The 22,873-nt window shown below is 71.9% G+C and carries 19 protein-coding genes; 13 read left to right on the plus strand and 6 right to left on the minus strand.

From position 1 onward, the window contains the following. Position 1: 1 nt before the first annotated feature. The 4 genes from IG84_RS0103905 to IG84_RS0103920 form a co-directional block, all read right to left on the minus strand. Entirely contained in the window at positions 2-853 is an 852-nt protein-coding gene (locus IG84_RS0103905; protein ID WP_031051356.1) for an EamA family transporter, read from the minus strand. After that, positions 850-1,365, minus strand: a complete 516-nt coding sequence (locus IG84_RS0103910; RefSeq protein WP_031051357.1) for a YbaK/EbsC family protein — start codon at positions 1,363-1,365, stop codon at positions 850-852. The genes IG84_RS0103905 and IG84_RS0103910 overlap by 4 nt, the downstream gene beginning before the upstream one ends. Before the next feature lie 90 nt (positions 1,366-1,455). Next, on the minus strand, positions 1,456-3,111 hold the full coding sequence (locus IG84_RS0103915; RefSeq protein ID WP_031051360.1) for a penicillin-binding transpeptidase domain-containing protein: 1,656 nt from the start codon (positions 3,109-3,111) through the stop codon (positions 1,456-1,458). A gap of 196 nt (positions 3,112-3,307) precedes the next feature. Continuing rightward, entirely contained in the window at positions 3,308-5,086 is a 1,779-nt protein-coding gene (locus IG84_RS0103920) for a dolichyl-phosphate-mannose--protein mannosyltransferase (protein ID WP_031051362.1), read from the minus strand. An 85-nt stretch (positions 5,087-5,171) separates the two neighbouring features. On the opposite strand from IG84_RS0103920, the gene rsmI reads away from it, so the two are divergent. The 9 genes from rsmI (at position 5,172) to IG84_RS0103965 (ending at position 15,981) form a co-directional block, all read left to right on the plus strand. After that, positions 5,172-6,041 carry a 16S rRNA (cytidine(1402)-2'-O)-methyltransferase gene (gene rsmI / locus IG84_RS0103925; RefSeq protein WP_031051363.1) on the plus strand — a complete coding sequence of 290 codons (870 nt, stop codon included), beginning with the start codon at positions 5,172-5,174 and terminating at the stop codon, positions 6,039-6,041. Between the two features lie 178 nt (positions 6,042-6,219). Beyond that, a complete protein-coding gene (locus IG84_RS0103930; protein WP_031051365.1) occupies positions 6,220-6,654 on the plus strand; it encodes a hypothetical protein in 435 nt (144 codons plus the stop codon). 31 nt (positions 6,655-6,685) lie between these two features. Further along, complete coding sequence (locus IG84_RS0103935; RefSeq protein WP_031051369.1) at positions 6,686-7,555, plus strand: TatD family hydrolase; 870 nt, start codon at positions 6,686-6,688, stop codon at positions 7,553-7,555. A gap of 103 nt (positions 7,556-7,658) precedes the next feature. After that, complete coding sequence (locus IG84_RS37655) at positions 7,659-9,206, plus strand: resuscitation-promoting factor (protein WP_078648589.1); 1,548 nt, start codon at positions 7,659-7,661, stop codon at positions 9,204-9,206. Beyond that, complete coding sequence (rsmA, locus tag IG84_RS0103945) at positions 9,203-10,084, plus strand: 16S rRNA (adenine(1518)-N(6)/adenine(1519)-N(6))-dimethyltransferase RsmA (protein WP_031051380.1); 882 nt, start codon at positions 9,203-9,205, stop codon at positions 10,082-10,084. The genes IG84_RS37655 and rsmA overlap by 4 nt, the downstream gene beginning before the upstream one ends. Then, positions 10,081-10,995 carry a 4-(cytidine 5'-diphospho)-2-C-methyl-D-erythritol kinase gene (locus IG84_RS0103950; protein ID WP_031051382.1) on the plus strand — a complete coding sequence of 305 codons (915 nt, stop codon included), beginning with the start codon at positions 10,081-10,083 and terminating at the stop codon, positions 10,993-10,995. The genes rsmA and IG84_RS0103950 overlap by 4 nt, the downstream gene beginning before the upstream one ends. 95 nt (positions 10,996-11,090) lie before the next feature. Further along, a complete protein-coding gene (locus tag IG84_RS0103955; protein ID WP_031051386.1) occupies positions 11,091-12,887 on the plus strand; it encodes an ABC-F family ATP-binding cassette domain-containing protein in 1,797 nt (598 codons plus the stop codon). Positions 12,888-13,146: 259 nt separating this feature from the next. Further along, complete coding sequence (locus tag IG84_RS0103960; RefSeq protein WP_031051388.1) at positions 13,147-15,006, plus strand: outer membrane protein assembly factor BamB family protein; 1,860 nt, start codon at positions 13,147-13,149, stop codon at positions 15,004-15,006. A gap of 267 nt (positions 15,007-15,273) precedes the next feature. Beyond that, entirely contained in the window at positions 15,274-15,981 is a 708-nt protein-coding gene (locus tag IG84_RS0103965; RefSeq protein WP_030617335.1) for a helix-turn-helix transcriptional regulator, read from the plus strand. A gap of 12 nt (positions 15,982-15,993) precedes the next feature. Here the strand turns inward: IG84_RS0103965 and IG84_RS0103970 are convergent, their stop codons facing one another. Both IG84_RS0103970 and IG84_RS0103975 read right to left on the minus strand, forming a co-directional pair. Next, entirely contained in the window at positions 15,994-16,317 is a 324-nt protein-coding gene (locus tag IG84_RS0103970) for a hypothetical protein (RefSeq protein ID WP_031051389.1), read from the minus strand. A 19-nt stretch (positions 16,318-16,336) separates the two neighbouring features. Beyond that, positions 16,337-18,007 (minus strand): sodium:solute symporter family protein, encoded by a 1,671-nt coding sequence (locus IG84_RS0103975; protein ID WP_031051392.1) that lies wholly within the window; start codon positions 18,005-18,007, stop codon positions 16,337-16,339. Between the two features lie 231 nt (positions 18,008-18,238). Here IG84_RS0103975 and galT point away from each other — a divergent pair, with 231 nt between their 5' ends. The 4 genes from galT to IG84_RS0103995 all read left to right on the plus strand — a co-directional run bounded on the left by galT (position 18,239) and on the right by IG84_RS0103995 (position 22,816). After that, complete coding sequence (gene galT, locus IG84_RS0103980; protein WP_031051393.1) at positions 18,239-19,285, plus strand: galactose-1-phosphate uridylyltransferase; 1,047 nt, start codon at positions 18,239-18,241, stop codon at positions 19,283-19,285. Then, a complete protein-coding gene (gene galE / locus IG84_RS0103985; protein ID WP_031051395.1) occupies positions 19,282-20,253 on the plus strand; it encodes a UDP-glucose 4-epimerase GalE in 972 nt (323 codons plus the stop codon). The genes galT and galE overlap by 4 nt, the downstream gene beginning before the upstream one ends. 154 nt (positions 20,254-20,407) lie before the next feature. Continuing rightward, positions 20,408-21,583, plus strand: coding sequence for a galactokinase (gene galK / locus IG84_RS0103990; protein WP_245659213.1), 1,176 nt, complete (start codon positions 20,408-20,410; stop codon positions 21,581-21,583). 426 nt (positions 21,584-22,009) lie between these two features. Next, a complete protein-coding gene (locus tag IG84_RS0103995) occupies positions 22,010-22,816 on the plus strand; it encodes a response regulator transcription factor (RefSeq protein WP_037799156.1) in 807 nt (268 codons plus the stop codon). The last annotated feature ends 57 nt before the right edge of the window (positions 22,817-22,873 follow it).

The raw sequence follows: 22,873 nt of genomic DNA on the forward strand, positions 1-22,873 counted from the left end.
CCTAACCGGTGTGCAGCATCAGCCCGATGCCGACGACCATCAGCCCCGCCGCCGCGATCCGCGGTGCCCCGAAGCGTTCCTTCAGGAAGATCGCGCCGATCGCGGCGCCGACGATGATCGAGGACTCGCGGAGCGCCGCGATCGGCGCGAGCGGCGCGCGGGTCTGGGCCCACAGGACCAGCCCGTACGCGAAGACCGACAGTACGCCGCCGAGCAGCCCGCGGGCGGCGAACGGGCGCAGCTGGGCGAAGAGCGCGCGGCGCCGCGAGGCCACCGCGTACGCGGGGATCGCGAGGCCCTCCAGGAGCATCAGCCAGCCGATGTAGCCCAGCGGCGTGCCGGAGGCGCGGACGCCCACGCCGTCGACCGTCGTGTACGAGGCGATCGCCAGGCCCGTGGCGACCGCGGCGGTGATCGCGGGCCAGTGCGGCCGGGCGCCGGAGCCGCGGATGCCCCACAGGGCGACGCCGAGGAGGCCGGCGGAGGCCAGTGCGACGCCGGTCAGCGCCCAGGCGTCGGGCAGCTCGTTGACGAAGACCGCGGCGAGGACGGTGACCACGAGCGGCGCGGTGCCGCGCGCGATCGGGTACATCTGCCCGAAGTCGCCGAGCCGGAAGGACCGCATGAGCAGCGCCTGGTAGACGACGTGCAGCAGCGCGGAGGCGATGAGCAGCGGCCAGGCGCCGGCGGCGGGGAGCGGCGACACGGCGACGAGTACCGCGCCGCAGACGGCGCCGCCGGAGCCGACGAGGGTGAAGGCGAGGAGCTGGTCCTTGATGCCGTGGGCGATCGCGTTCCAGGCGGCGTGGGTGACGGCGGCGGTCAGTACCGCGACGACGACGAGCGGGGTCACGGGGTGTGCTCGCGGACGTCCACGACGCGGCCGCCGGCGTGCTCGATGAGCGACTTGGGGTCGAGCGGGAAGACGGTGTGCGGGGTGCCGGCGGCGGCCCAGACCGTGCCGTGGGCCAGCAGCCCCTGGTCGGCCAGGACGGTCGTACGGGTGCGGTGCCCGAAGGGCGGTACGCCGCCGATGGCGTAGCCGGTGGTCTCGCGGACGAGGTCGGCGTCGGCGCGGCCGACGTGCTGCGCGCCCAGCTCGGACCGCACCTTGTCGAGGTCCACCCGGGAAGCGCCGTCCATGAGAACGAGCACCGGTACCCCTCCCCCACTGCTGGACGCGTGGGGGGACCCCCATGCCTCGAAGATCAAGGATTTGACGATCTCGGCGGGCTCGCAGCCGACAGCGGCCGCGGCCTGCGCCGCCGTACGGGTGGCGTCGGGGAAGCGGCGTACCGCGACTTCGAGGCCCAGCTCGCGCAGCGCCGCGGCGAACAGGGGATGAGCGTCGGCTGAAGTACTCATGGCCCGCACGCTAGCGAAAGCTGTACGGGCCATGCGACCGGGAAAAGGGGGCCGTCCGTGATGTGGACGACCCCCTTCCGGGGAAGGCGCTCAGCCCTGGTTGAGGATGGCGCGGACCACGGGGCCCGCGTTGTCGCCGCCGTGGCCGCTGGCCGGGACGACGGCCGAGGCCGCGAGGTCGCCGCTGTACGCGGTGAACCAGGCATTGGGCTTCTTCTGGTTGTCGACCTCGGCGGAGCCGGTCTTGGCGCCGATGTCACCGCTGAGGCCGGACATCGCCTTGGCGCCCGTGCCGGACGTGGCGGTCAGCTTCATCAGGTACTTCAGCGCGGACGCGGTCGCCGGCTTCATGTTCCGGGACGCCTTGGCCAGCGTCCGGTGGTCGACGTCCGGGGAGACGATGTACGGCTGGTGGAAGCTGCCGGACTGGACGGTCGCCGCGATGGAGGCGACGTTCAGCGGGTTCATGCGCACCCCGCCCTGGCCGATCAGCGAGGCGGCCATCTGCGCGTCGCTCTGCACCGGGACGTTGCCGTCGAAGCTGGGGATGCCGGTGTTCCAGGTCTGGCCGAGGCCGAAGACGTCCCGGGCCTGCTTGGTCAGGTCGTCGTCCTTCAGCTTCTCGGCCTGCGAGATGAAGGCGTTGTTGCAGGAGGCCGCGAAGCTCTGCGCGAAGGTGCCGTCCTTGATCTCGGACTTGTTGAGGTTCTGGAACTTCCAGCCGCCGTACGTCACGTACTTCGGGCACGGGTGCTTCTTGTTCGGCGAGGTCAGGCCCTTGTCGATGAGCATCGACGAGGTGACGACCTTCATCGTGGAGCCGGGGGCCAGCGAGCCCTGCGTGGCGACGTTGAAGCCCTTGGTGGGCGCGTTGGCGATGGCCAGGATCTCGCCGGTGCTGGGCTTGACCGCGACCGCCGACGCCTTGCTCTTCCCGGCGACCGCCTTCTGCGCGGCGGCCTGCAGCTTGGCGTCCAGGGTGGTCTTCAGCGTGCCGGGGGTGCCCTTGGAGAGGACCTTCAGGGTCTGGTCCGGCTTCTGGGTGGCCTTGTCGCCGCTCTTGGCGCGCTGGATGAAGAACTCCACGCCCGGGGTGCCGCCGGCCTTGTCGCCGTACCGGTCCCGCAGGCTGTCCAGGATGCCGGCCAGCTCCGGGTTGCTGTCCTTGGAGATCGCGGTGCCGTTGCGGTCCACCGCCTTGATGGGCGGCGCCTCGCTCTCGCCCGTGCGCAGCGTGTCGCCCTCGCCGAGCCCGGGGTGCACGATCGTCGGCCGCCAGTCGACGACCGGCTTGCCGGTGGCCTTGTCCCGCTCGACGGTGAGGGAGGTGGCGTACGAGACGGGGGCGCTCTTGCCCTGGTACGAGATCTGCCCGGAGACCTGGTACGGCACCTCGTCGCCCTTGCGGGTCCCGGGGGTGAGCTTGAGCTGACCGATGTGGGCCTGCTTGGTGACACCGGTCAGCGCGGTGCCGGCCGCCTTGGTGTCGTCGGTCAGCTTCGCCGCCTCGGCGACGTCGCCCGACTGCCAGGCGTTCAGGAAGCCACTGGCGGCGGTCTTCACTTCCTTCGCGGAGAGCGGCCCGGTCCTCACCGTCGCGCCGCCGTCGGCGGACTTGCCGTCCGCCGCCGTGACCTGCTGCGGGGCCTCGTCATCGGAACTTCCCATCAGGGTGTACCCGCCGACGCCTCCCGCGACCAGGGCGATCGCCCCGCCGATCAGCCCGTACCTCACCTCGCGGCGCATGACTTACCGTTCCCCTCCTGAAGCAGCGTGGCCGTCCCTGGAAACCCGACACAAGAACGTGCAGCGCACTCTATGGGACACGGGGTATTGGAGTGACCTTCGCGCGTCTCGTTACAGCATCGGTACGGTGACACTCAGTCGATGCCGCCGTCACGGAATGGTCACATGCGGGGCCGGTCGTTCCCCGCCGCACCCCTCATACCCAGGTGTCCAGCCACATCCGCGCCTGCCATGCGCTCTTGGGGATCGGTAGCCCTGTGTATACGGGATAGAAATAAATGAAGTTCCACACAATGAGCAGGACCAGGATGCCTGCCGCTACGATGCCCGCCGCGCGGCGGCGGTCGCCGGTGAGGAGCAGCCCCGGTTCCGCGACGGCGCCGTCGTGCGGCCGTCCGATGACCGCGCCGAGCATCATGGCCAGCGCCAGGCAGAGGAACGGCACGAAGACGACCGCGTAGAAGAGGAAAATCGTGCGTTCCTGGTAGAGGAACCAGGGGAGATAGCCCGCCGCGATGCCGCAGGCGATCGCGCCGGCCCGCCAGTCCCGCTTGAACAGCCAGCGGTAGAGGACGTAGAGCAGCGCGAAGCAGCCGGCCCACCACAGGAGAGGGGTGCCGAGCGCGAGGACCTCGCGGGCGCAGCCCTCCGCCGCGGTGCAGCCGTCCTGGCCGGCCTTGGGGTCCTCGTAGAAGTAGGAGACCGGGCGGCCCAGGACCAGCCAGCTCCAGGGATTGGACTGGTAGGTATGGGTGCTGGTCAGGTGGGTGTGGAACTCGTACACCTCGTGCTGGTAGTGCCACAGGCTGCGCAGCCAGTCCGGCAGCCAGGTCCAGCCGGCGGCGCGGCCGTCGGCGCTGGTGGCCCAGTCGCGGTAGTAGCCGCCCTTGGTGACGATCCAGCCCGTCCAGGACGCGAGGTAGGCGGCCGCCGCGAGGACCACGGTGGAGAGGAACGCGGGGACGACGTCGCGGCGGAGGACCGAGCGGTACGGGTGGCGGGCGCCCGCCGTGCGCCGGGCGCCGGCGTCCCACAGGACCGACATCAGGGCGAAGGCGGCGAGAAAGTACAGACCGTTCCACTTGGTCGCCGCGGAGAGGCCGAGGCAGAGCCCGGCCGCCAGGCGCCAGGGGCGCCACCCGAGCCGCAGCCGGTCGCCGACCTCCTCATCCGGGCGGGCCAGCCCGTCCTCCCCGAGTGGCAGCGCCGCGGCGAGCCGGGCGCGGGTGCGGTCCCGGTCGAGCAGCAGGCAGCCGAAGGCGGCCAGCGCCCAGAACATCACGATGATGTCGAGGAGCGCGGTGCGGCTCATGACGAAGTGCAGGCCGTCCACGGCCAGCAGCAGGCCCGCCAGGCAGCCCAGGACGGTGGAGCGCAGCAGGCGGCGGCCGATGCGGCAGAGCATCAGTACCGACAGGGTGCCGAGCAGGGCCGTCATGAACCGCCAGCCGAAGGGGTTCATGCCGAACGCCCACTCGCCCAGCGCGATCATCCACTTCCCGAGGGGCGGATGGACGACGTAGGAGTGCTCGGGGTTGAGCAGGAGGTGCGGCGGATTGCCGACCAGCGCGTCGTTGGCGTTCTTCGCCCAGGTGCCCTCGTAGCCGTACTGCAGCAGGGACCAGGCGTCCTTGGGGTAGTACGTCTCGTCGAATATCACCTTGTCCGGGCTGCCGAGGCGCCAGAAACGCAGGATGCCGGCGAGCAGCGCGACCAGGACGGGCAGGCCCCACGCGGCGAGGCGGGCCGTGCCGGGGGAGAGGCGCGACGCGGGGAAGGGTGCGAGGAGCCGGGTCCGCACGTCCCGCTCCGGGCGTGCGGTGTAGCCGAAGCGGCGCAGCCGCCGCAGCCAGGCGGTCGGCGCCGGGACGCCGCCCTGGGGCGCCTGCGCGGCGCGGGCGGCGGCCCCGGCGGCCACCGGGGCCCTGCCGTGGTCGCCGGCGCGCCGGTCGTTGGTCGCGGTGTCACTCGTCACCGGGCCATCGTAGGGAAGCGGCCTGTGAGAGGCGCGTCTCTCGGCGCGGCGGGAAGGATGCGGTCACGCCTGAAAGGATGGGGCCGTGACTGGAACGCTCGTACTCGCAGGGACCCCCATCGGTGACACCGAGGACGCGCCGCCGCGGCTGGCCGCCGAGCTGCTCGCCGCCGACGTGATCGCGGCCGAGGACACCCGCAGGCTGCGCCGCCTGACGACCGCCCTGGGCGTGCACACCACGGGGCGGGTGGTGTCGTACTTCGAGGGGAACGAGTCCGCGCGCACCCCGGAGCTGGCCGACGCGCTCGAAGGCGGCGCGCGGGTACTGCTGGTCACCGACGCGGGCATGCCCTCGGTCTCCGACCCCGGCTACCGCCTGGTGGCCGCGGCGGTGGAGCGCGGCGTGAAGGTGACGGCCGTGCCGGGCCCGTCGGCCGTGCTCACCGCGCTCGCCGTCTCCGGGCTGCCGGTGGACCGCTTCTGCTTCGAGGGCTTCCTGCCCAGGAAGGCGGGGGAGCGGACCGGCCGGCTGAAGGAGGTCGCCGACGAGCGGCGCACGCTCGTCTACTTCGAGGCGCCGCACCGGCTGGCCGACACCCTCGCCGCGATGGCGGAGGTCTTCGGAGCGGACCGGCGCGCCGCCGTCTGCCGCGAGCTGACGAAGACGTACGAGGAGGTGCGCCGCGGCCCGCTGGAGGAGCTGGCCGGGTGGGCGGCCGACGGCGTACGCGGCGAGATCACGATCGTGGTCGAGGGGGCGCCCGAGCCGGGGCCCGGCGATCTGGCCCCCGAGGAGCTGGTGCGCCGGGTGCGGGTCCGTGAGGAGGCCGGTGAGCGGCGCAAGGAGGCCATCGCGGGGGTCGCGGCCGAGGCCGGCGTACCCAAGCGAGAGGTCTTCGATGCGGTCGTGGCGGCAAAGAATGCGGAGCGTGGTGATTCTCGTTCGGGTAAATGACCGGTCTCAAAGGTAAAGAGCAGGTCGGCCCGGTGCGGTTCTTTTCCTCGGCCCGCTCAAATCTGGGCCAATAGCAAGAACCTTTGCTGCATCGCAGCTCGGAAAGGCGTCCACTGGAACCGGGGCGTTCGTCGGCGTTCGCCTCCGAGAGCTTGTCCAGCGGACAAGAGGAGCTGCGATGACTGAATCTGTGGAAACCACGAGCGGGAGCCCGCACACGCCCAGGACCGAACCCGCCGCGCACGAGGCGTACTCCTTCGCCTGCATGAAGTGCGGGCACGGCTGGGAGCAGTCCTACGACATCGAGCACCACGTGGACGTGTCCGGTGAGCCGCGCGTCGTCTACTACACGGACGGCGAGCGCGTCCCGTCACCGCTGACCAGGCCCACCTGCCGCCAGTGCGGCGGGCACATAGTCCGGATCATGCGGGCCGGTCAGGTTTCCATGGTCTCGGCGGCCGCCGAGCGGCTCTACTCGCCGCGCAAGCCGCAGCCCACGACCGGTCCGGCCGGGGACCCCGGCGACTCCGGCGGTGACGCGTCCGCGCGGCGCGGCCACCACCACTGGCACCTCTCCGACCTGCTGCACCCCTTCCAGCACCACCGCAGGTAGCCCGGTGCCGCGGGGCTCATAGGATCGAGGTATGAGCTCGAAGGACGCACCGCCGCCGCTGCCCGAACCGCTCGGGGTCTCCGTAGCGGACTCGCACACCCACCTGGACATGCAGGAGGGCACGGTCGAGGAAGCGCTCACCAAGGCCGCCGCCGTCGGCGTGACGACGGTGGTCCAGGTGGGCTGCGACGTGAAGGGCTCGCGCTGGGCCGCGGAGACCGCCGCCGCGTACGACGCGGTGCACGCGGCGGTGGCGCTGCATCCGAACGAGGCGCCGCGCATTGTGCTCGGCGACCCCGACGGATGGTCGCGCCAAGGGGCGCGGGAGCCCGGCGGGGACGCGGCGCTGGACGAGGCGCTCGCGGAGATCGACGCGCTGGCCGCGCTGCCGCACGTCCGCGGCGTCGGCGAGACCGGCCTCGACTACTTCCGTACCGGCCCGGAGGGCATGGCCGCGCAGGAACGGTCCTTCCGCGCGCACATCGAGATCGCCAAGCGGCACGGCAAGGCCCTGGTCATCCACGACCGGGAGGCGCACGACGACGTGCTGCGGGTGCTGCGCGAGGAGGGCGCGCCCGAGCGGACCGTCTTCCACTGCTACTCCGGCGACGCGGAGATGGCGAAGGTGTGCGCCGAGGCCGGGTACTTCATGTCCTTCGCCGGGAACGTCACGTTCAAGAACGCCCAGCCGCTGCGGGACGCGCTGGCCGTCGCCCCGGCCGAGCTGGTGCTCGTCGAGACCGACGCCCCCTTCCTGACCCCCGCGCCGTACCGCGGTCGGCCTAACGCGCCGTACCTCATTCCGGTCACGCTGCGGGCCATGGCCGAGGTCAAAGGCATGGACGAGGACGCGCTGGCCACAGCCGTCGCGGCCAACACGGCCCGCGCTTTCGACTACTGAGCCACCGTCAGCAAGCACCCTGCGTAGTCGCGCGACTTTGGGGAGTGATCCCCCTCTCCGCTACATTCCCGCCCGTCAACCGGTCCCGGGCACGTGGAGCGTCGTGAGTCATTCGCAGGGATACGGATACGGGCCGCCGCAGGGCCACGCGTACGCCCCGGTCTTCGAACCGCCGCAGTCGTACGGCCGGCCGGAAAGTCCCCGGACCCAGGGCTACGGTCCGTACGGACCGCCGGACGAGGCCCAGGTGTACGACACGTACGTCGCGCAGTCGTACGCTCCGTCGCCCCCGCAGCCGTACGCACCGCCCCAGTCGTACGCACCGCCGCAGTCGTACGCACCGCTGCCTCCCGAGCGGCAGTCGTACGCACCGGAGCTGCTCCCCGAGCCGCAGTCGTACGCACCGGAGCACCCCGAACCGCAGTCGTACGCACCGGAGCCGCTCGAGCCCCAGTCGTACGACCAGTGCGACCAGTGGTCGGAGCCGGTCACCCGGGGCCGGTCGGCCGGCCGGGCCGCCGCCCGGCGCGCGGCCCGGCGCAAGCGATTCGTCGAGCGGCCCGAGGGGCTGCGCAGGCTCGTCCCGCAGGCACTGGTCGTCGCGTTCCTCGCGGGCGGCACCACCGCGTTCGTCGCACACGACAAGGCCGTACGCCTCAGCGTCGACGGTGATCCGCGCCGGCTGCACACCTTCGCCGGGGACGTCGGCGACCTGCTGGCCTCCGAAGGCGTGCCGATCGGCCCGCACGACATCGTCGCGCCCGGCCCGGACGCCCCACTGACCAGCGGCGACGAGGTGGCCGTGCGGTACGGCCGGCCCGTCGTGCTCACCGTGGACGGCCACCGCCGCCGGGTGTGGACCACCGCGCGCACCGTCGAGGGCGCGCTGCGCCAGCTCGGCGTGCGGGCCGAGGGTGCGTACATCTCCGCCTCGCGGTCGCTGCCCATCGCGCGGCACGGCATCGAGCTGGCCGTCCGCACCGAGCGCACGGTGACCTTCATGGCCGACGGCCGCGCGCGCAGCATCCGTACCAACGCCGCCACCGTCCGCGCGGCGCTCGCCCGGGCCGGTATCGCACTGCACGGCCAGGACACCACCTCCGTACCGCTGGACAGCTTCCCCCGCGAAGGCCAGACCGTCTCCGTGCTGCGCGTCACCGGCTCCCGCGAGGTCCGCGAGGAGCCGATCGCCTACGAGACCCGGCGCGTCCCCGACCCCACGCTCTTCAAGGGCACCGAGTCGGTGGTCCAGCAGGGCCACCAGGGCGTGCGCCGGGTCACCTACCAGCTCCGCACCGTCAACGGCGTCCGGCAGCGGCCGCGGCTGCTGCGCCAGGAGGTGATCAGCGCGCCGCGCGACGAGATCGTGCACGTGGGCACCGCGACCGTGCCCAGCAGCGTGGCCGGCGCCGACCACCTGAACTGGCAGGGGCTCGCGCAGTGCGAGACCGGCGGCCGGGCCGACGCGGTCGATCCCTCGGGCACGTACGGCGGGCTGTACCAGTTCGACCGCGCCACCTGGCACTCGCTCGGCGGGTCCGGCGCCCCGCAGGACGCGCCCCCCGCGGAGCAGACCTACCGGGCCAAGAAGCTGTACGTCAGCCGGGGGGCGAGCCCGTGGCCCGTGTGCGGCCGTAAGCTTCACCAGTGACCAACAGCAGCACCGAAGAGCCCGGCCCGCTCCTGGGCCCCGCCGACATCCGCGAACTGGCCGCGACGCTCGGCGTGCGCCCCACCAAGCAGAAGGGCCAGAACTTCGTCATCGACGCCAACACCGTCCGCCGGATCGTGCGGACGGCCGAGGTGCGCCCCGATGACGTGGTCGTCGAGGTGGGGCCCGGCCTCGGCTCGCTGACCCTGGCGCTGCTGGAGGCCGCCGACCGGGTCACGGCCGTGGAGATCGACGACGTACTGGCGGCCGCGCTGCCCGCGACGGTCGAGGCCCGGATGCCGGAGCGCGCCGACCGCTTCGCGCTCGTCCACTCCGACGCGATGAAGGTCACCGAGCTGCCGGGCCCGCCGCCCACCGCCCTGGTCGCCAACCTCCCGTACAACGTCGCCGTCCCGGTCCTGCTCCACATGATGGCGACCTTCCCGACCATCGAGCGCACGCTCGTCATGGTCCAGTCCGAGGTCGCCGACCGGCTCGCGGCCCGCCCCGGCAACAAGGTCTACGGCGTGCCGTCGGTGAAGGCGAACTGGTACGCCGAGGTCAAGCGGGCCGGCGCGATCGGCCGGAACGTCTTCTGGCCCGCGCCCAACGTCGACTCCGGACTGGTCTCCCTCGTACGCCGCGACAAGCCGCTCGACACCACGGCCAGCCGGGAAGAGGTCTTCGCCGCCGTGGACGCGGCCTTCGCGCAGCGCCGCAAGACGCTGCGCTCCGCGCTCGCCGGCTGGGCGGGCTCGGCCGCCGCCGCCGAGGCCGCGCTGGTCGCGGCGGGCGTCTCGCCGCAGGCCCGCGGCGAGGCCCTGACCGTCGAAGAATTCGCCCGCATCGCCGAGCACAAGGAAGCCGCAGCCCAGTGACCCCGTCCAGCCCCCGCGCCGTCACCGTCCGCGTCCCCGCCAAGGTCAACGTCCAGCTCGCGGTCGGCGCCGCACGCGCCGACGGCTTCCACGACCTGGCCAACGTCTTCCTCGCCGTCGGCCTGTACGACGAGGTCACCGCGGCCCCCGCCGACACCCTGACGATCACCTGCGAGGGCCCGGACGCCGGGCAGGTCCCGCTGGACCGTACGAACCTCGCGGCCCGCGCCGCCGAGCTGCTGGCCGCCCGGCACGGCATCGAGCCGCGCGTCCATCTGCACATCGCCAAGGACATCCCGGTCGCGGGCGGCATGGCCGGCGGCAGCGCGGACGGCGCGGGCGCGCTGCTCGCCTGCGACGCGCTGTGGGGGACCGGCGCGAGCCGCGAGGAGCTCCTCGACATCTGCGCCGAGCTGGGCAGCGACGTGCCGTTCAGCCTGGTCGGCGGCGCCGCGCTGGGCACGGGGCGGGGCGAGCGGCTGACGCCCCTTGAGGCCGGCGGTACGTTCCACTGGGTCTTCGCGGTCGCCGACGGCGGGCTGTCCACGCCCGCGGTCTACCGCGAGTTCGACCGCCTCACCGAGGGCACCGACGTGCCCGCGCCCGAGGCGTCCCCGGCGCTGCTGGACGCGCTGCGCGCGGGCGATGCCGCGGCCCTGGCCAAGGCCCTCTCCAACGACCTGCAGCCCGCGGCCCTCTCGCTCTTCCCCTCGCTCGCCGCGACCCTGGAGGCGGGCACGAAGGCGGGCGCGCTGGCCGCCCTGGTCTCCGGCTCCGGCCCGACCACGGCCTTCCTCGCCGCGGACCGGGAGAGCGCCGACCGCATCGCCGAGGCCCTGCCGGCCTCCGGCACCTGCCGCGCGGCACGCGTCGCGGCCGGCCCGGCCCCGGGCGCGACGGTCACCGGCTGAACGCGGTCCCCGGTACCGGTCACCCACGCGATGCGGGGGTGACCGGTGTGCCGGACTAGGCTGGAAGGCCGACCGATGTGAAGCCCAGGAGTGAGATGGCCGCGAACCTCGTCAATCTGGAAGCCGTCAGCAAGGCGTACGCACTGCGCGCGCTGCTCGACGGCGTCTCCCTCGGCGTCAACGAGGGCGACCGGATCGGCGTCGTCGGCCGCAACGGTGACGGCAAGACGACCCTGATCCGCATCCTCGCCCAGCTCGAGTCCCCGGACGACGGCCGCGTCACGCACGTCAACGGGCTGCGCCTCGGTGTGCTGACCCAGCACGACTCGCTCGACCCGGAGGCGACCGTCCGGCACGAGGTGATCGGCGACCTCGCCGACCACGAGTGGGCGGGCAACGCCAAGATCCGGGACGTGCTGACCGGTCTCTTCGGCGGCCTGGACCTGCCGGGCTTCGCGCAGGGCCTGGACACCGTCATCGGCCCGCTCTCCGGTGGCGAGCGGCGCCGCATCGCGCTCGCGAAGCTGCTCATCGCCGAGCAGGACCTGATCGTCCTCGACGAGCCGACCAACCACCTGGACGTCGAAGGCATCTCGTGGCTGGCGCGGCACCTCCAGGCGCGGCGCTCGGCGCTCGTCGTCGTCACCCACGACCGGTGGTTCCTGGACCAGGTCTGTACGCGGATGTGGGACGTGCAGCGCGGCGACGTGCACGAGTACGAGGGCGGCTACAGCGACTACGTGTTCGCGCGCGCCGAGCGGGAGCGCATCGCCGCCAGCGAGGAAGCCAAGCGGCAGAACCTGATGCGCAAGGAGCTGGCCTGGCTGCGGCGCGGCGCTCCGGCCCGTACGAGCAAGCCCCGCTTCCGCATCGAGGCCGCCAACGAGCTGATCGCGGACGTGCCGCCGCCCCGGGACAACGCCGAGCTGATGAAGTTCGCGAGCTCCCGGCTGGGCAAGACGGTCTTCGACCTGGAGGACGTGACCGTACAGGCCGGGCCCAAGGTGCTGCTGAAGCACCTCACCTGGCAGCTCGGTCCCGGCGAGCGGGTCGGCCTGGTGGGCGTGAACGGCGCGGGCAAGACCTCGCTGCTGCGGGCGCTGGCCGACGCGGCGCGCACGCAGGGCGACGTGCAGCCCGCCGGCGGAAAGATCATCGTCGGCAGGACGGTGAAGCTGGCCTACCTCTCGCAGGAGGTCGCGGAGCTGAAGCCCACCCTGCGGGTGCTGGAGGCCGTGCAGCAGGTGCGGGAGCGGGTGGACCTCGGCAAGGGCCGGGAGATGACCGCGGGCCAGCTCTGCGAGAAGTTCGGGTTCACGAAGGAGAAGCAGTGGACGCCGGTCGGTGACCTCTCCGGCGGTGAGCGGCGCCGGCTGCAGATCCTGCGGCTGCTGATGGACGAGCCGAACGTGCTCTTCCTCGACGAGCCCACCAACGACCTCGACATCGAGACGCTGACGCAGCTCGAGGACCTGCTCGACGGCTGGCCCGGCTCGCTGATCGTGATCAGCCACGACCGGTACTTCGTCGAGCGGACCACCGACCGGGTGTTCGCGCTGCTGGGCGACGCGGCGCTGCGGATGCTGCCGCGCGGCCTGGACGAGTACATCGAGCGGCGGGAGCGGATGGCGCAGGCCGCTGCCCCGGCGCCGGCGGCCGCCGCGCCCAAGCAGAAGGCCGCCGCGGTGGACCGGGCGACGCAGAAGGAACTGCAGAAGATCGAGCGGCAGCTCGACAAGATCGGTACGAAGGAGGCGAAGCTGCACACGCAGATCGCCGACAACGCCACCGACTTCACCAAGGTCGCCGAACTGGACGCGCAGCTCCGGGAGCTGAGGGACGAGAAGGACGAGCTGGAGATGCGCTGGCTGGAGCTGGCGGAGGACGCGTAGCGCGGGCTCCGCGGCCCGGAACGGCGGCGTGCGTAACGGGTGCGTCGCGGGAGTGTCCCGGGCCGGTCTCGCCCTCTTGGTGGCCGCATACCGTACCGGTGCGATGTCGGTGCCGAGTGGTACAAAGAACTCCCGCTCAACTGCCGTTAATTGCCGAGCCTTATGTCTGATTCACTCCATCCTGGGGGGCTTTGCCGCTCGGGATCGCGGGGGAGGCCGATTCGGAGCCATGGGGCCGGCGTGAAGAGGTAACGACCCGATGACCCAGCCGCCGCAGCCGCCACCACCGCCCGGTCAGCCGCCGTCCGGCGGCTTCGGCGCACCCCAAGACCCGTCGTACGGCTACCCGCAGCAGCCCGGTCGGCCGCCGCAGCCGGAGCAGCCGCCGAACCAGCCGCCGCAGGCTCCGCCGCAGCCGCCCCAGGCCCCGCCGCAGCCGCAGCAGGCTCCGGATCAGCCGCCGCAGGGGCCGCCGCCCCCGCCCGGTCCGTACGGCGCGCAGCCCGCATACGGCTACCCGGCCCAGGGCCCGGGCTACGGCTATCCCCAGCAGCCCGGTCAGCCCGGTCAGCCCGGTGCCCCCGGCCCGTACGGCGCCCCCTACCCGCCCGGCGCGCAGTTCCCCGGCGGCATGCCCCCGCAGGGTGGCGGCGGCAATCAGCAGCGCACCCGCATCATGATCGTCGTCGCGGCGGTGGTCGCGATCGCGCTGATCGTCGGCGGCGGCGTGTGGTTCGCCAACAGCGGCGGCGGGGACGACCCGGCGCCGAATGCCCAGGGCTCCAGCGAGGGCACCTCCGGCGGCAAGGGCGGGGACGCGCCGACGTCGCTCAAGGGCGGCAAGGTCGCGCTGAACGCCGAGGCCAAGCCCGGCAGTTCCACGGGCAAGCTGCTCTTCAATGTGCCGCTGCCCTCGCCGGACAAGTCGGTGGTGACGCTGAACGGCGCCTGGGCGACGGCGAAGACGTACGCCAAGGTCAGCAAGGGCGAGATCGTCGGCTACGACGTGGACGCGAGGAAGCCGAAGTACAAGCTCCCGATGGACGGCATCATCTGCGGCGCCTCGAACTACGCCACCGAAGAGGGCAAGGCCGCGGTCGTCTTCGAGGCCGGCCCGCGCAAGGGCGAGAACGACCGGGAGCCCTGCAGCCAGATGGCGCTGCTGGACATCGACTCCGGCAAGTTCGACTGGCAGAAGACGATGCCGGGCGGCGAGCAGGCGTCCAGCATCGGCATGGGCGTCACCTTCAGCCAGGGCGCGGTCGTCGCCTCCTGGCCGGGCAACGGCGAGGCCGCGTACGACATCTCCGGCAAGGAGCTGTGGCACCAGCGCGACAACGGCAACGACGCCTCCATGCAGTGCCTGGACAGGGGCATCGGCGGCGGCAAGAAGCTCGTCGCGGTGGTGCGCTGCGGTGAGTACGGCTCGCAGACCACGCAGATCCAGGAGATCGATCCGGCCACCGGCAAGCCCAAGTGGACCTACGACGCGCCCAAGGGCGTGAAGAGCGCCGAGGTCGTCTCCACCAACGGCCCGGTCGTCGTCGGCATCTCCGCGGGCGAGTCCGGTATCACGGACATGGTCGTCATCGACGACTCCGGCAAGCGGCAGGCACAGATCTCGCTGCAGGACGACAAGTACAAGCCCAACTGCGGCATCACCGGCGGCGTGGAGCGGTGCGTCACCGCGACGGCGGACGACAAGTACCTCTACATGCCCTCCAAGTCGCACGACGCGGTGGGCGGCGAGTCCTTCGACAACCAGAACGAGATCGTCGCCTTCGACCTGAAGACCGGCTCCGCGACCTGGAAGGCGTCCTCGGAGGTCAACCAGGAGCTCGTGCCGATCCGCATGGCGGGTGACCAGCTCATCGCCTACCAGGACGGTTACAGCGACAAGGGCGGTCAGGTCGTCAGCATCGACCCGGCCCAGCAGGGCAAGAAGACGGTCTTCCTCAACCTCCCGAAGCAGACCGCCGACGCGGCCCGCTCGCTGCGCCCCGGCATGACCCGCGCGGTGTACGAGCACGGCCGGCTGTTCCTGAACCAGGACATCATGTCCGGCACGAAGTACGGCCTGGGCGACGGCAAGTACCTGGGCCTGGCTTTCGGCAGCTGAGAAACCCGCAGGCCCGAGGGCCTGTCCGGCGGCCCCGTCCTACGCACTGTAGGGCGGGGCCGCCGTCGTATCGGGTCCGTCCGCCTCTGGAAATAAATGATCGGCGGCTGACGGCAAGTGGCCCAGAATGGCCGGGATTTCAGCATTCCGACGGGCTTCTGCCCGGTAGGGGGCGCGCGATGTCGAACAAGCGTGTAGCTTCCGGATGCAAAGGGGCCCGGCGAAGGGCCGGGGGGCTGGGTTCGCCGGGGAATGGGGGGTTGCTGAATGGGCGTGCGGCTCATGGTGGTCGACGACCACCGCCTGCTCGCCGAGGCGCTCGCCTCGGCACTGAAGTTGCGCGGGCACAGGGTGCTCGCCGCGGCCGCGCCGAGTGCCGGGGCGGCGGATCTGGTGGTGAGCAGAGCGCCGGAGGTGTGCCTCCTGGGGACGGCAGCGCCCGCTGAGCCGGGAGTGTTCGACCCGGTGGTACGGATCAAGAAAGAGCGGCCGCAGGTGGCGGTCGTGGTGCTCGGTCCGGTGCCCAACCCGCGGGGCATCGCCGCGGCGTTCGCGGCCGGTGCGTCCGGTTACGTCCGCCACGACGAGCGGATCGAGGGCGTGGAGCGGGCGATGATGAAGGCCAGGGCGGGCGAGGCGGCGATCGCGCCGGCCCTGCTCCAGCAGGCGTTCGAGGAGCTGCTGCATCCGGCGGCGCAGCCCGACGACGAGGGCGCCCGGCTGCTGCAGATGCTGACCCCGCGCGAGGTGGAGGTGCTGGTCCGGGTCGCCGAGGGCGAGGACACCCGGCTCATCGCGGCCGGTATGGGCATTGCGCCGAGCACGGCCCGTACGCATGTGCAGCGGGTGCTGATGAAGCTGGGGGTGGGCTCGCGGCTGGAGGCGGCGGCGCTGGCGGCCCGTACGGGCCTGCTGGACCGGGCCGCGGTCAGCAACGCGAACGCGGCGGGGCCGCAGCAGGCCCCGCCGCAGTGAGCGCGCGGCGCGTCAGTCCGTCGTGCCGGACGCGCTGCCGCTCGTGCCGCCGGCCGCGGCGCCGGTCTCCTCGGGGGCCGGTGCCACGACCGGGCGCAGCTTCATCCAGGCCAGGAAGAACAGGCCGAGGGCGAGCATCCCGAGGCCGGTCCAGAGGTTGATGTTGATGTCCTGGGCCTTCTTCAGGTCCGCGTCGGACGCCGTGATGCCGGCGATCGTGACGATCACGCCGTAGACGACGAAGAGTCCGCCGATGATGCGGCGTACGTCGAAGAGCCGGGCCGCCGTCGCGGACTTGCGCTCCAGCTCCTCGACCTCGTGCTGGTAGTCACTCATGGTGTGCTCCTTACGGCCCTTAGAAGGAGAAGGGGATGTAGCAGAGGGCGGCGAGGACGACCGCGCTCCAGCCCAGCAGGGCGGGCTTGCGGTACCACGCGTCGTCGCCCTCGGCGGGCAGCTCCTCCATGCCGGGCGAGGTGGTGCCGTAGACCAGGCCGGCCAGCGACTCGGCGGACTTGGGCTTGGTCACCAGGGTGATCACGAACATCACGACCGCGCCGACGACGAACGCCACGATCGAGGAGACGAAGTTGGCGCCCTGGTCGGACGGGATCGAGATGATGCCCTGCTTGTAGAACCAGAAGTAGTTGACCATCGCGGCGACGGTGCCGGAGAGCAGGCCCCAGAAGCCGGCGGCGGCGCTGGTCCGCTTCCAGAACATGCCGATGATGAACACCACGAACAGCGGGACGTTGAAGAACGAGAACAGCGTCTGCAGGTAGTTCATGATGTTGCTGAAAGAGGACGCGATGAACGCGGTCCCCATGCCGATCAGCACGCCCACCGCGGTGACCACCCGGCCGGTCTTCAGGTAGTACGCGTCCTCGCGGCCCTTCTTCAGGTACGCCGCCCAGATGTCGTTGGTGAAGACCGTGTTGAACGAGGAGACGTTCGCCGCCATACCGGCCATGAACGCGGCGAGCAGACCGGTCACCGCGATGCCCAGCACGCCGTTCGGCAGCAGGTCCCGCATCAGGACCGGGATGGCGTCGTTGTACTGCAGGCCGTCCTTGGTCTTGCCCAGCGAGGGCTCCATGACCAGCGCGATCAGGCCGGGCACGACCACGACCAGCGGGATGAAGATCTTGGGGAAGGCGGCGATGAGCGGGGTGCGCTTGGCGGCGGAGCCGTTCTTCGCGGACAGCGCGCGCTGCACCTCGGCGAAGTTGGTGGTCCAGTACCCGAAGCTCATCACGAAGCCGAGGCCGAGCACGATCGTCAGCCAGTTGGCGCCCAGCGGGTTGGACTCGCCGATGCCGGTGCCGCCCCAGGCGGTGAGGAAGTCAGCGCCGTGGGAGTCGGTGAGGCTGCTGGTCAGGCCGTCCCAGCCGCCGACGCGCTTGAGGCCGACGATGGTCAGCGGGATCAGCGCGGCGAGGATCACGAAGAACTGCAGGACCTCGTTGTAGATCGCGGAGGACAGGCCGCCGATGGTGATGTACGCGAGGACGAAGAAGCCGGCGACGACGATCGCGACCCATTCCGGCCAGCCGAGCAGCGCCTCCAGCACGATCGCCATCGCGTAGAGGTTCACGCCCGCGATCAGCACGGAGGAGACCGCGAAGATGATCGAGGACAGCAGGTGCGAGGACGGCCCGAAGCGGTGCAGCAGGAACTCCGGTACGGAGCGGACCTTGGAGCCGTAGTAGAAGGGCATCATCACCAGGCCGAGGAAGACCATGGCGGGGATGGCGCCGATCCAGTACCAGTGCACCGTGTACGCGCCGTACTGCGCGCCGTTGGCGGCCATGCCGAGGATCTCGGTGGCGCCGAGGTTGGCGGCGACGAACGCGAGGCCGGTCACCCACGCGGGCAGCGACCGGCCGGAGAGGAAGAAGTCCAGGCTGGTCTTCACGCTGCGTTTGGCGGCGAAGCCGATGCCCAGGACGACGGCGAAGTAGATCGCCAGGATGGTGTAGTCGAGCCCGTTGGTAGGGAGGCGTAGCCCTTCGGCCATCGTGATCATGGGGTCTCGCTTCGTTGCGTGGCGCCGGTGGCTTGAACGAGCAGCAAGTTACGCGCGGTCGCTCGGAAACTGAACACTTTTGTTGGTTTTGTTTGTTGGATCGTGATCGAGTGGGCTCTCTTGGTGACGCTGGGTGCGACGGACGCATCGCTCTGTCCCCAGCGTTGACGGAAGTGTTGGCTCGTGGTTCATTATGTTTGTTTCTGTTTGGTCGCCTGGCGAGGAGCAACAGTGAAGAAGACGTCCACGCGGCTCGCGGACGGCCGGGAGCTCATCTACTACGACTCCCGCGACGACGTCGTGCGCGACGCCGTCGACGAGCGCCCCCTGCCGCAGGTCACCACCGCCTCCGAGATCCGGCACGACCGCCTCCTCGGCGACTCCGTCGCCGTCGCCTCGCACCGCCAGGGCCGGACCTACCACCCGCCGGCCGATGAGTGCCCGCTCTGCCCCTCGCGCGAGGGGCGGCACTCGGAGATCCCCGCCGCCGACTACGACGTCGCGGTCTTCGAGAACCGCTTCCCCTCGCTCGCCGGCGGCACCGGCCGCTGCGAGGTCGTCTGCTTCACCTCCGACCACCACGCCTCCTTCGCCGACCTCACCGAGGAGCAGGCCGCACTGGTCCTGGAGGCATGGACCGACCGCACCGCCGAGCTCTCCGCGCTCCCGGACGTGGAGCAGGTCTTCTGCTTCGAGAACCGCGGCGCCGAGATCGGCGTGACCCTCGGCCACCCGCACGGCCAGATCTACGCCTATCCCTTCGTCACCCCCCGCACCGAGCGGATGCTCGCCTCGGCCACCGAGCACGCCGAGCGCACGGGCGGCCGCAATCTCTTCGACGACGTCGTGGCCGACGAGCTCGCCGACGGCAGCCGCGTCGTCCTGGAGGGCGAGCACTGGGTCGCCTTCGTCCCGTACGCGGCGCACTGGCCGTACGAGGTGCACCTCTATCCGCGGCGCCGGGTCCCCGACCTGCTCGCGCTGAACGAGGACGCGCGCACAGAGTTCCCACAGCTCTACCTGGAAGTCTTGCGACGGTTCGACCGGATCTTCGGGGAAGGGGAGCCGCCGACGCCGTACATCGCCGCATGGCACCAGGCGCCGGTGCGCGCCCCGCACCGCGACGGCTTCGCGCTCCATCTGGAGCTCTTCACCATCCGACGCACTCCCGGCAAGCTGAAGTTTCTCGCGGGTTCCGAATCCGGCATGAATGTGTTCATCAACGATGTGCCGCCGGAAGCCGCGGCGCAGCGACTGCGAGAGGTAGCGAGCACGTGAGCAAGAAATACCTGGTCACCGGCGGAGCGGGATACGTCGGCAGCGTCGTGGCGGCACACCTTCTGGAAGCCGGCCACGAGGTCGTGGTCCTGGACGACCTGTCCACCGGCCACCGCGTGGGCGTCCCCGAGGGCGCGGAGTTCATCGAGGGCCGGGTCCAGGACGCGGCCAAATGGCTGGACCGCTCCTTCGACGCCGTCCTGCACTTCGCCGCGTTCTCGCAGGTCGGCGAGTCCGTCGTGGACCCGGAGAAGTACTGGCGCAACAACGTCGGCGGCACGATGGACCTGCTCGCGGCAATGCGCGTCGCGGGCGTGCGCACGCTCGTCTTCTCCTCCACGGCGGCGACGTACGGCGAGCCCGTGAACACCCCCATCACGGAGACGGACCCCACCGCGCCCACTTCCCCGTACGGCGCCTCGAAGCTGGCCGTGGACCACATGATCAGCGGTGAGTGCGCGGCGCACGGCCTGGCCGCGGTCTCGCTGCGGTACTTCAATGTGGCCGGCGCGTACGGAGACTGCGGCGAGCGGCACGACCCCGAGTCGCACCTCATCCCGCTCGTCCTCCAGGTCGCCCAGGGCCGCCGCGAGTCGATCTCCGTCTTCGGCGACGACTACCCGACGCCGGACGGCACCTGCATCCGTGACTACATCCACGTCGCCGACCTCGCCGACGCCCATCTGCTGGCGCTGGACGCGGCTGTCGCGGGCGAGCACCTGATCTGCAACCTCGGCAACGGCAACGGCTTCTCCGTGCGCGAGGTCATCGAGACCGTCCGCAAGGTCACCGGCCACCCGATCCCCGAGGTCGTCGCGCCGCGCCGCGGCGGCGACCCCGCGGTCCTGGTCGCCTCGGCCCGGACGGCCATCGACCGTCTCGGCTGGCAGCCGAAGCGCGCGGACCTGGCGGAGATCGTGGCGGACGCGTGGGCCTTCGCCCAGGCGGGCCGGGCGGCAACCCGGTAGGGGCCGCAGCACCGCTGCCGGGCGCGCCACCGTCGTGGTCGCTCGCGCAGTTCCCCGCGCCCCTTCAGGGGCGCGGGGAACTGCGCGCTCAGCCAAAGCGGCGCCGCACCCGGGCCCGGGCATTCGCACAATGAGCTGGACGAAGGAGTCCGAGTTGAACAACGACACGGCACACGGCGCACGCCGCACAGAGGCCGCCTTCCGCGAGGTGTACGGAACCGCCCCCGCGGGGGTATGGGCCGCCCCCGGCCGGGTCAACCTCATCGGTGAGCACACCGATTACAACGACGGCTTCGTGATGCCGCTGGCCCTCCCGCACACCACGATCGCCGCGGCCGCGCCCCGTACCGACGGCGTGCTGCGCCTGCACTCCGGCAACGTCAAGGGCGGGATCGTCGAGCTGCGCACCGAAGTGCTGCGGCCGGCACCCGACGGCGGCTGGGCGGCGTACCCGGCCGGTGTCCTGTGGGCGATGCGGGAGGCCGGGCTGCCGGTGGGCGGCGGCGCCGACCTGCACTTCGACTCCGTCGTCCCCACCGGCGCCGGGCTCTCCTCCTCCGCGGCCCTGGAGGTCGCCACGGCGCTGGCCCTGAACGACCTGTACGGCCTGGGCCTGGACGGCCAGGAGCTGGCCCGGCTGGCCCAGCGCGCCGAGAACGCCTTCGTCGGCGTGCCCTGCGGGATCATGGACCAGACCGCCTCGGCCTGCTGCACCGAGGGCCACGCCCTCCTCCTGGACACCCGCGACCTCACCCGCCGTCAGGTCCCCTTCGACCTCGCGGCGGCCGGGCTGCGCCTCCTGGTCGTCGACACCCGCGTTCAGCACGAGCTGGGTGACGGCGCCTACGCCGAACGCCGCGCCGGGTGTGAGCGGGCCGCGCGGGCACTGGGCGTACGCGCCCTGCGCGACGTGGCGTACGACGGACTGCGCCAGGCGCTGGAGTCGCTGGCGGACGAGGCCGCCGTACGGCCCCTGGTACGGCACATCGTGACCGAGAACCGGCGGGTGGAGGACGTCATGGCGCGCCTCGACGCGGGCGACCCGCGCGGCATCGGCCCGCTGCTGACGGCCGGGCACGACTCGCTCCGCGACGACTTCGCCGTGTCCTGTGCTGAGCTGGACCTCGTGGTCGAGGCCGCGAACGAGGCCGGCGCGCTGGGCGCCCGGATGACCGGCGGCGGCTTCGGCGGGTCGGCGATCGTGCTGGTGGAAGAGGCGGAAGCGGAGGCCGTGGGCAAGGCGGTCACCGAGGCGTTCGCGGCGGCCGGGCACGCCGCGCCGCGGATCTTCACCGCCGTGCCGAGCGCGGGGGCCCGGCGGCTGGCGTGAACCGGACGGCGGCGGGGGCGTGAAAGTGCGCCCCCGCACACTCCCGACGCGCTGTCAGCCGGTCCGTGCGACTGGCCGATTGCCCCGCCGACGTCCGGCGGTAACCGGTCGGAATGAGCCGATCACCCGCTACTGGTGTCTCGTGGTGAGCCCGCTGCCCCACCCTGAACACATGGGTCGGGCAGTTTTGCCAATCGGCTTCCGTTGCCGGACCCCGTACGTACGCTGAACAGAGCACCGGTGGGGGCCGGTGCCGATCAGGGGGCGAGCTGGACCCTCTCCGCCGAACGCGGCGCGGGGAGGTGAGGGTACGGCGCCCGGGACGGGACAGCGACGCAGCACGGCGGCGGCCGTGCCGCTGCGGCGACCCCGCCCCCGGGCGCACGTACCCGTTTCTGCCCGTTTCCCCGAGACAGGGGGTCCTCAGTGCAACGCATCCGGGTCTTGGTGGTCGACGACCACCGCATTTTTGCCGAGTCCCTGGCGGCAGCCCTCGCGGCCGAACAGGACGTGGACGTGGCGGCGGCCGGGAGCGGACCGGCGGCCCTGCGCAGTCTGGAGCGGGCGGCCTCCGAAGGCCGGCGCTTCGACGTCATGCTCGTCGACGCCGACCTCGGCGCCGCCGTCGCACCGCTCGCTGCCGTCCCCTTACGGCCGCAGGGTCACCGCGACGGGACCGCCGACGGCGCGCCCGTGGACGGAATTTCGCTGGTCACCTCGGTCCGCACCACGCACCCGATGGTGCGCGCCGTGGTGCTCGCGGAGAAGGACGACCCGCGCAGGGCCGCGTCCGCCCTGCAGGCCGGGGCCGGCGGCTGGGTCGCCAAGGACTGCTCGCTCTCCCGCCTGCTCGCCGTGATCCGCGGCGTGCTGCGGGACGAGACGCATCTGCCGCCCGCGCTCCTCACCGGCGTGCTGCGGGAGCTGACGGCGGCCCGCAAGCACCGCACGGAGAGCGAGCGCCTGGTCGAGTCGCTGACCCCGCGCGAGCGCGAAGTGCTGCGCTGCATGGTCGCGGGGCTCGGCCGCAAGGCGGTCGCGGAGCGGCTGTTCCTCTCGCCGCACACGGTCCGTACGCACATGCAGAACGTCCTGGGCAAGCTCGGCGTGCACTCCACGCTCGCGGCCGTGGCGCTGGCGCGCCGGGCCGGGGTGGGGCCGGTCGAGCTGGAGCCGCCCCCGTCGTCCCCGGCGGCGCAGCCGGTGCCGTCGGCGTCGGTCTCGGTGCCGTGAGGCGCGCATGGACCGGCGGCCGCGCCCCGGCCGGCACGGTGGCCGGCGACCGCCTGA

This window comes from Streptomyces ochraceiscleroticus, assembly GCF_000720485.1.
In the GTDB taxonomy this organism is placed as follows: Bacteria; Actinomycetota; Actinomycetes; order Streptomycetales; family Streptomycetaceae; genus Streptomyces; species Streptomyces ochraceiscleroticus.

Bases quoted from the DNA above. Each gene is read 5' to 3' on its own strand.
- IG84_RS0103915 (WP_031051360.1), bottom strand. From the start codon at position 3,111: ATGCGCCGCGAGGTGAGGTACGGGCTGATCGGCGGGGCGATCGCCCTG.
- IG84_RS0103960 (WP_031051388.1), top strand. From the start codon at position 13,147: ATGACCCAGCCGCCGCAGCCGCCACCACCGCCCGGTCAGCCGCCGTCC.
- IG84_RS0103935 (WP_031051369.1), top strand. From the start codon at position 6,686: ATGAGCTCGAAGGACGCACCGCCGCCGCTGCCCGAACCGCTCGGGGTC.
- IG84_RS0103910 (WP_031051357.1), bottom strand. From the start codon at position 1,365: ATGAGTACTTCAGCCGACGCTCATCCCCTGTTCGCCGCGGCGCTGCGC.
- IG84_RS0103955 (WP_031051386.1), top strand. From the start codon at position 11,091: ATGGCCGCGAACCTCGTCAATCTGGAAGCCGTCAGCAAGGCGTACGCA.
- IG84_RS0103970 (WP_031051389.1), bottom strand. From the start codon at position 16,317: ATGAGTGACTACCAGCACGAGGTCGAGGAGCTGGAGCGCAAGTCCGCG.
- IG84_RS0103975 (WP_031051392.1), bottom strand. From the start codon at position 18,007: ATGATCACGATGGCCGAAGGGCTACGCCTCCCTACCAACGGGCTCGAC.
- IG84_RS0103965 (WP_030617335.1), top strand. From the start codon at position 15,274: ATGGGCGTGCGGCTCATGGTGGTCGACGACCACCGCCTGCTCGCCGAG.
- IG84_RS0103930 (WP_031051365.1), top strand. From the start codon at position 6,220: ATGACTGAATCTGTGGAAACCACGAGCGGGAGCCCGCACACGCCCAGG.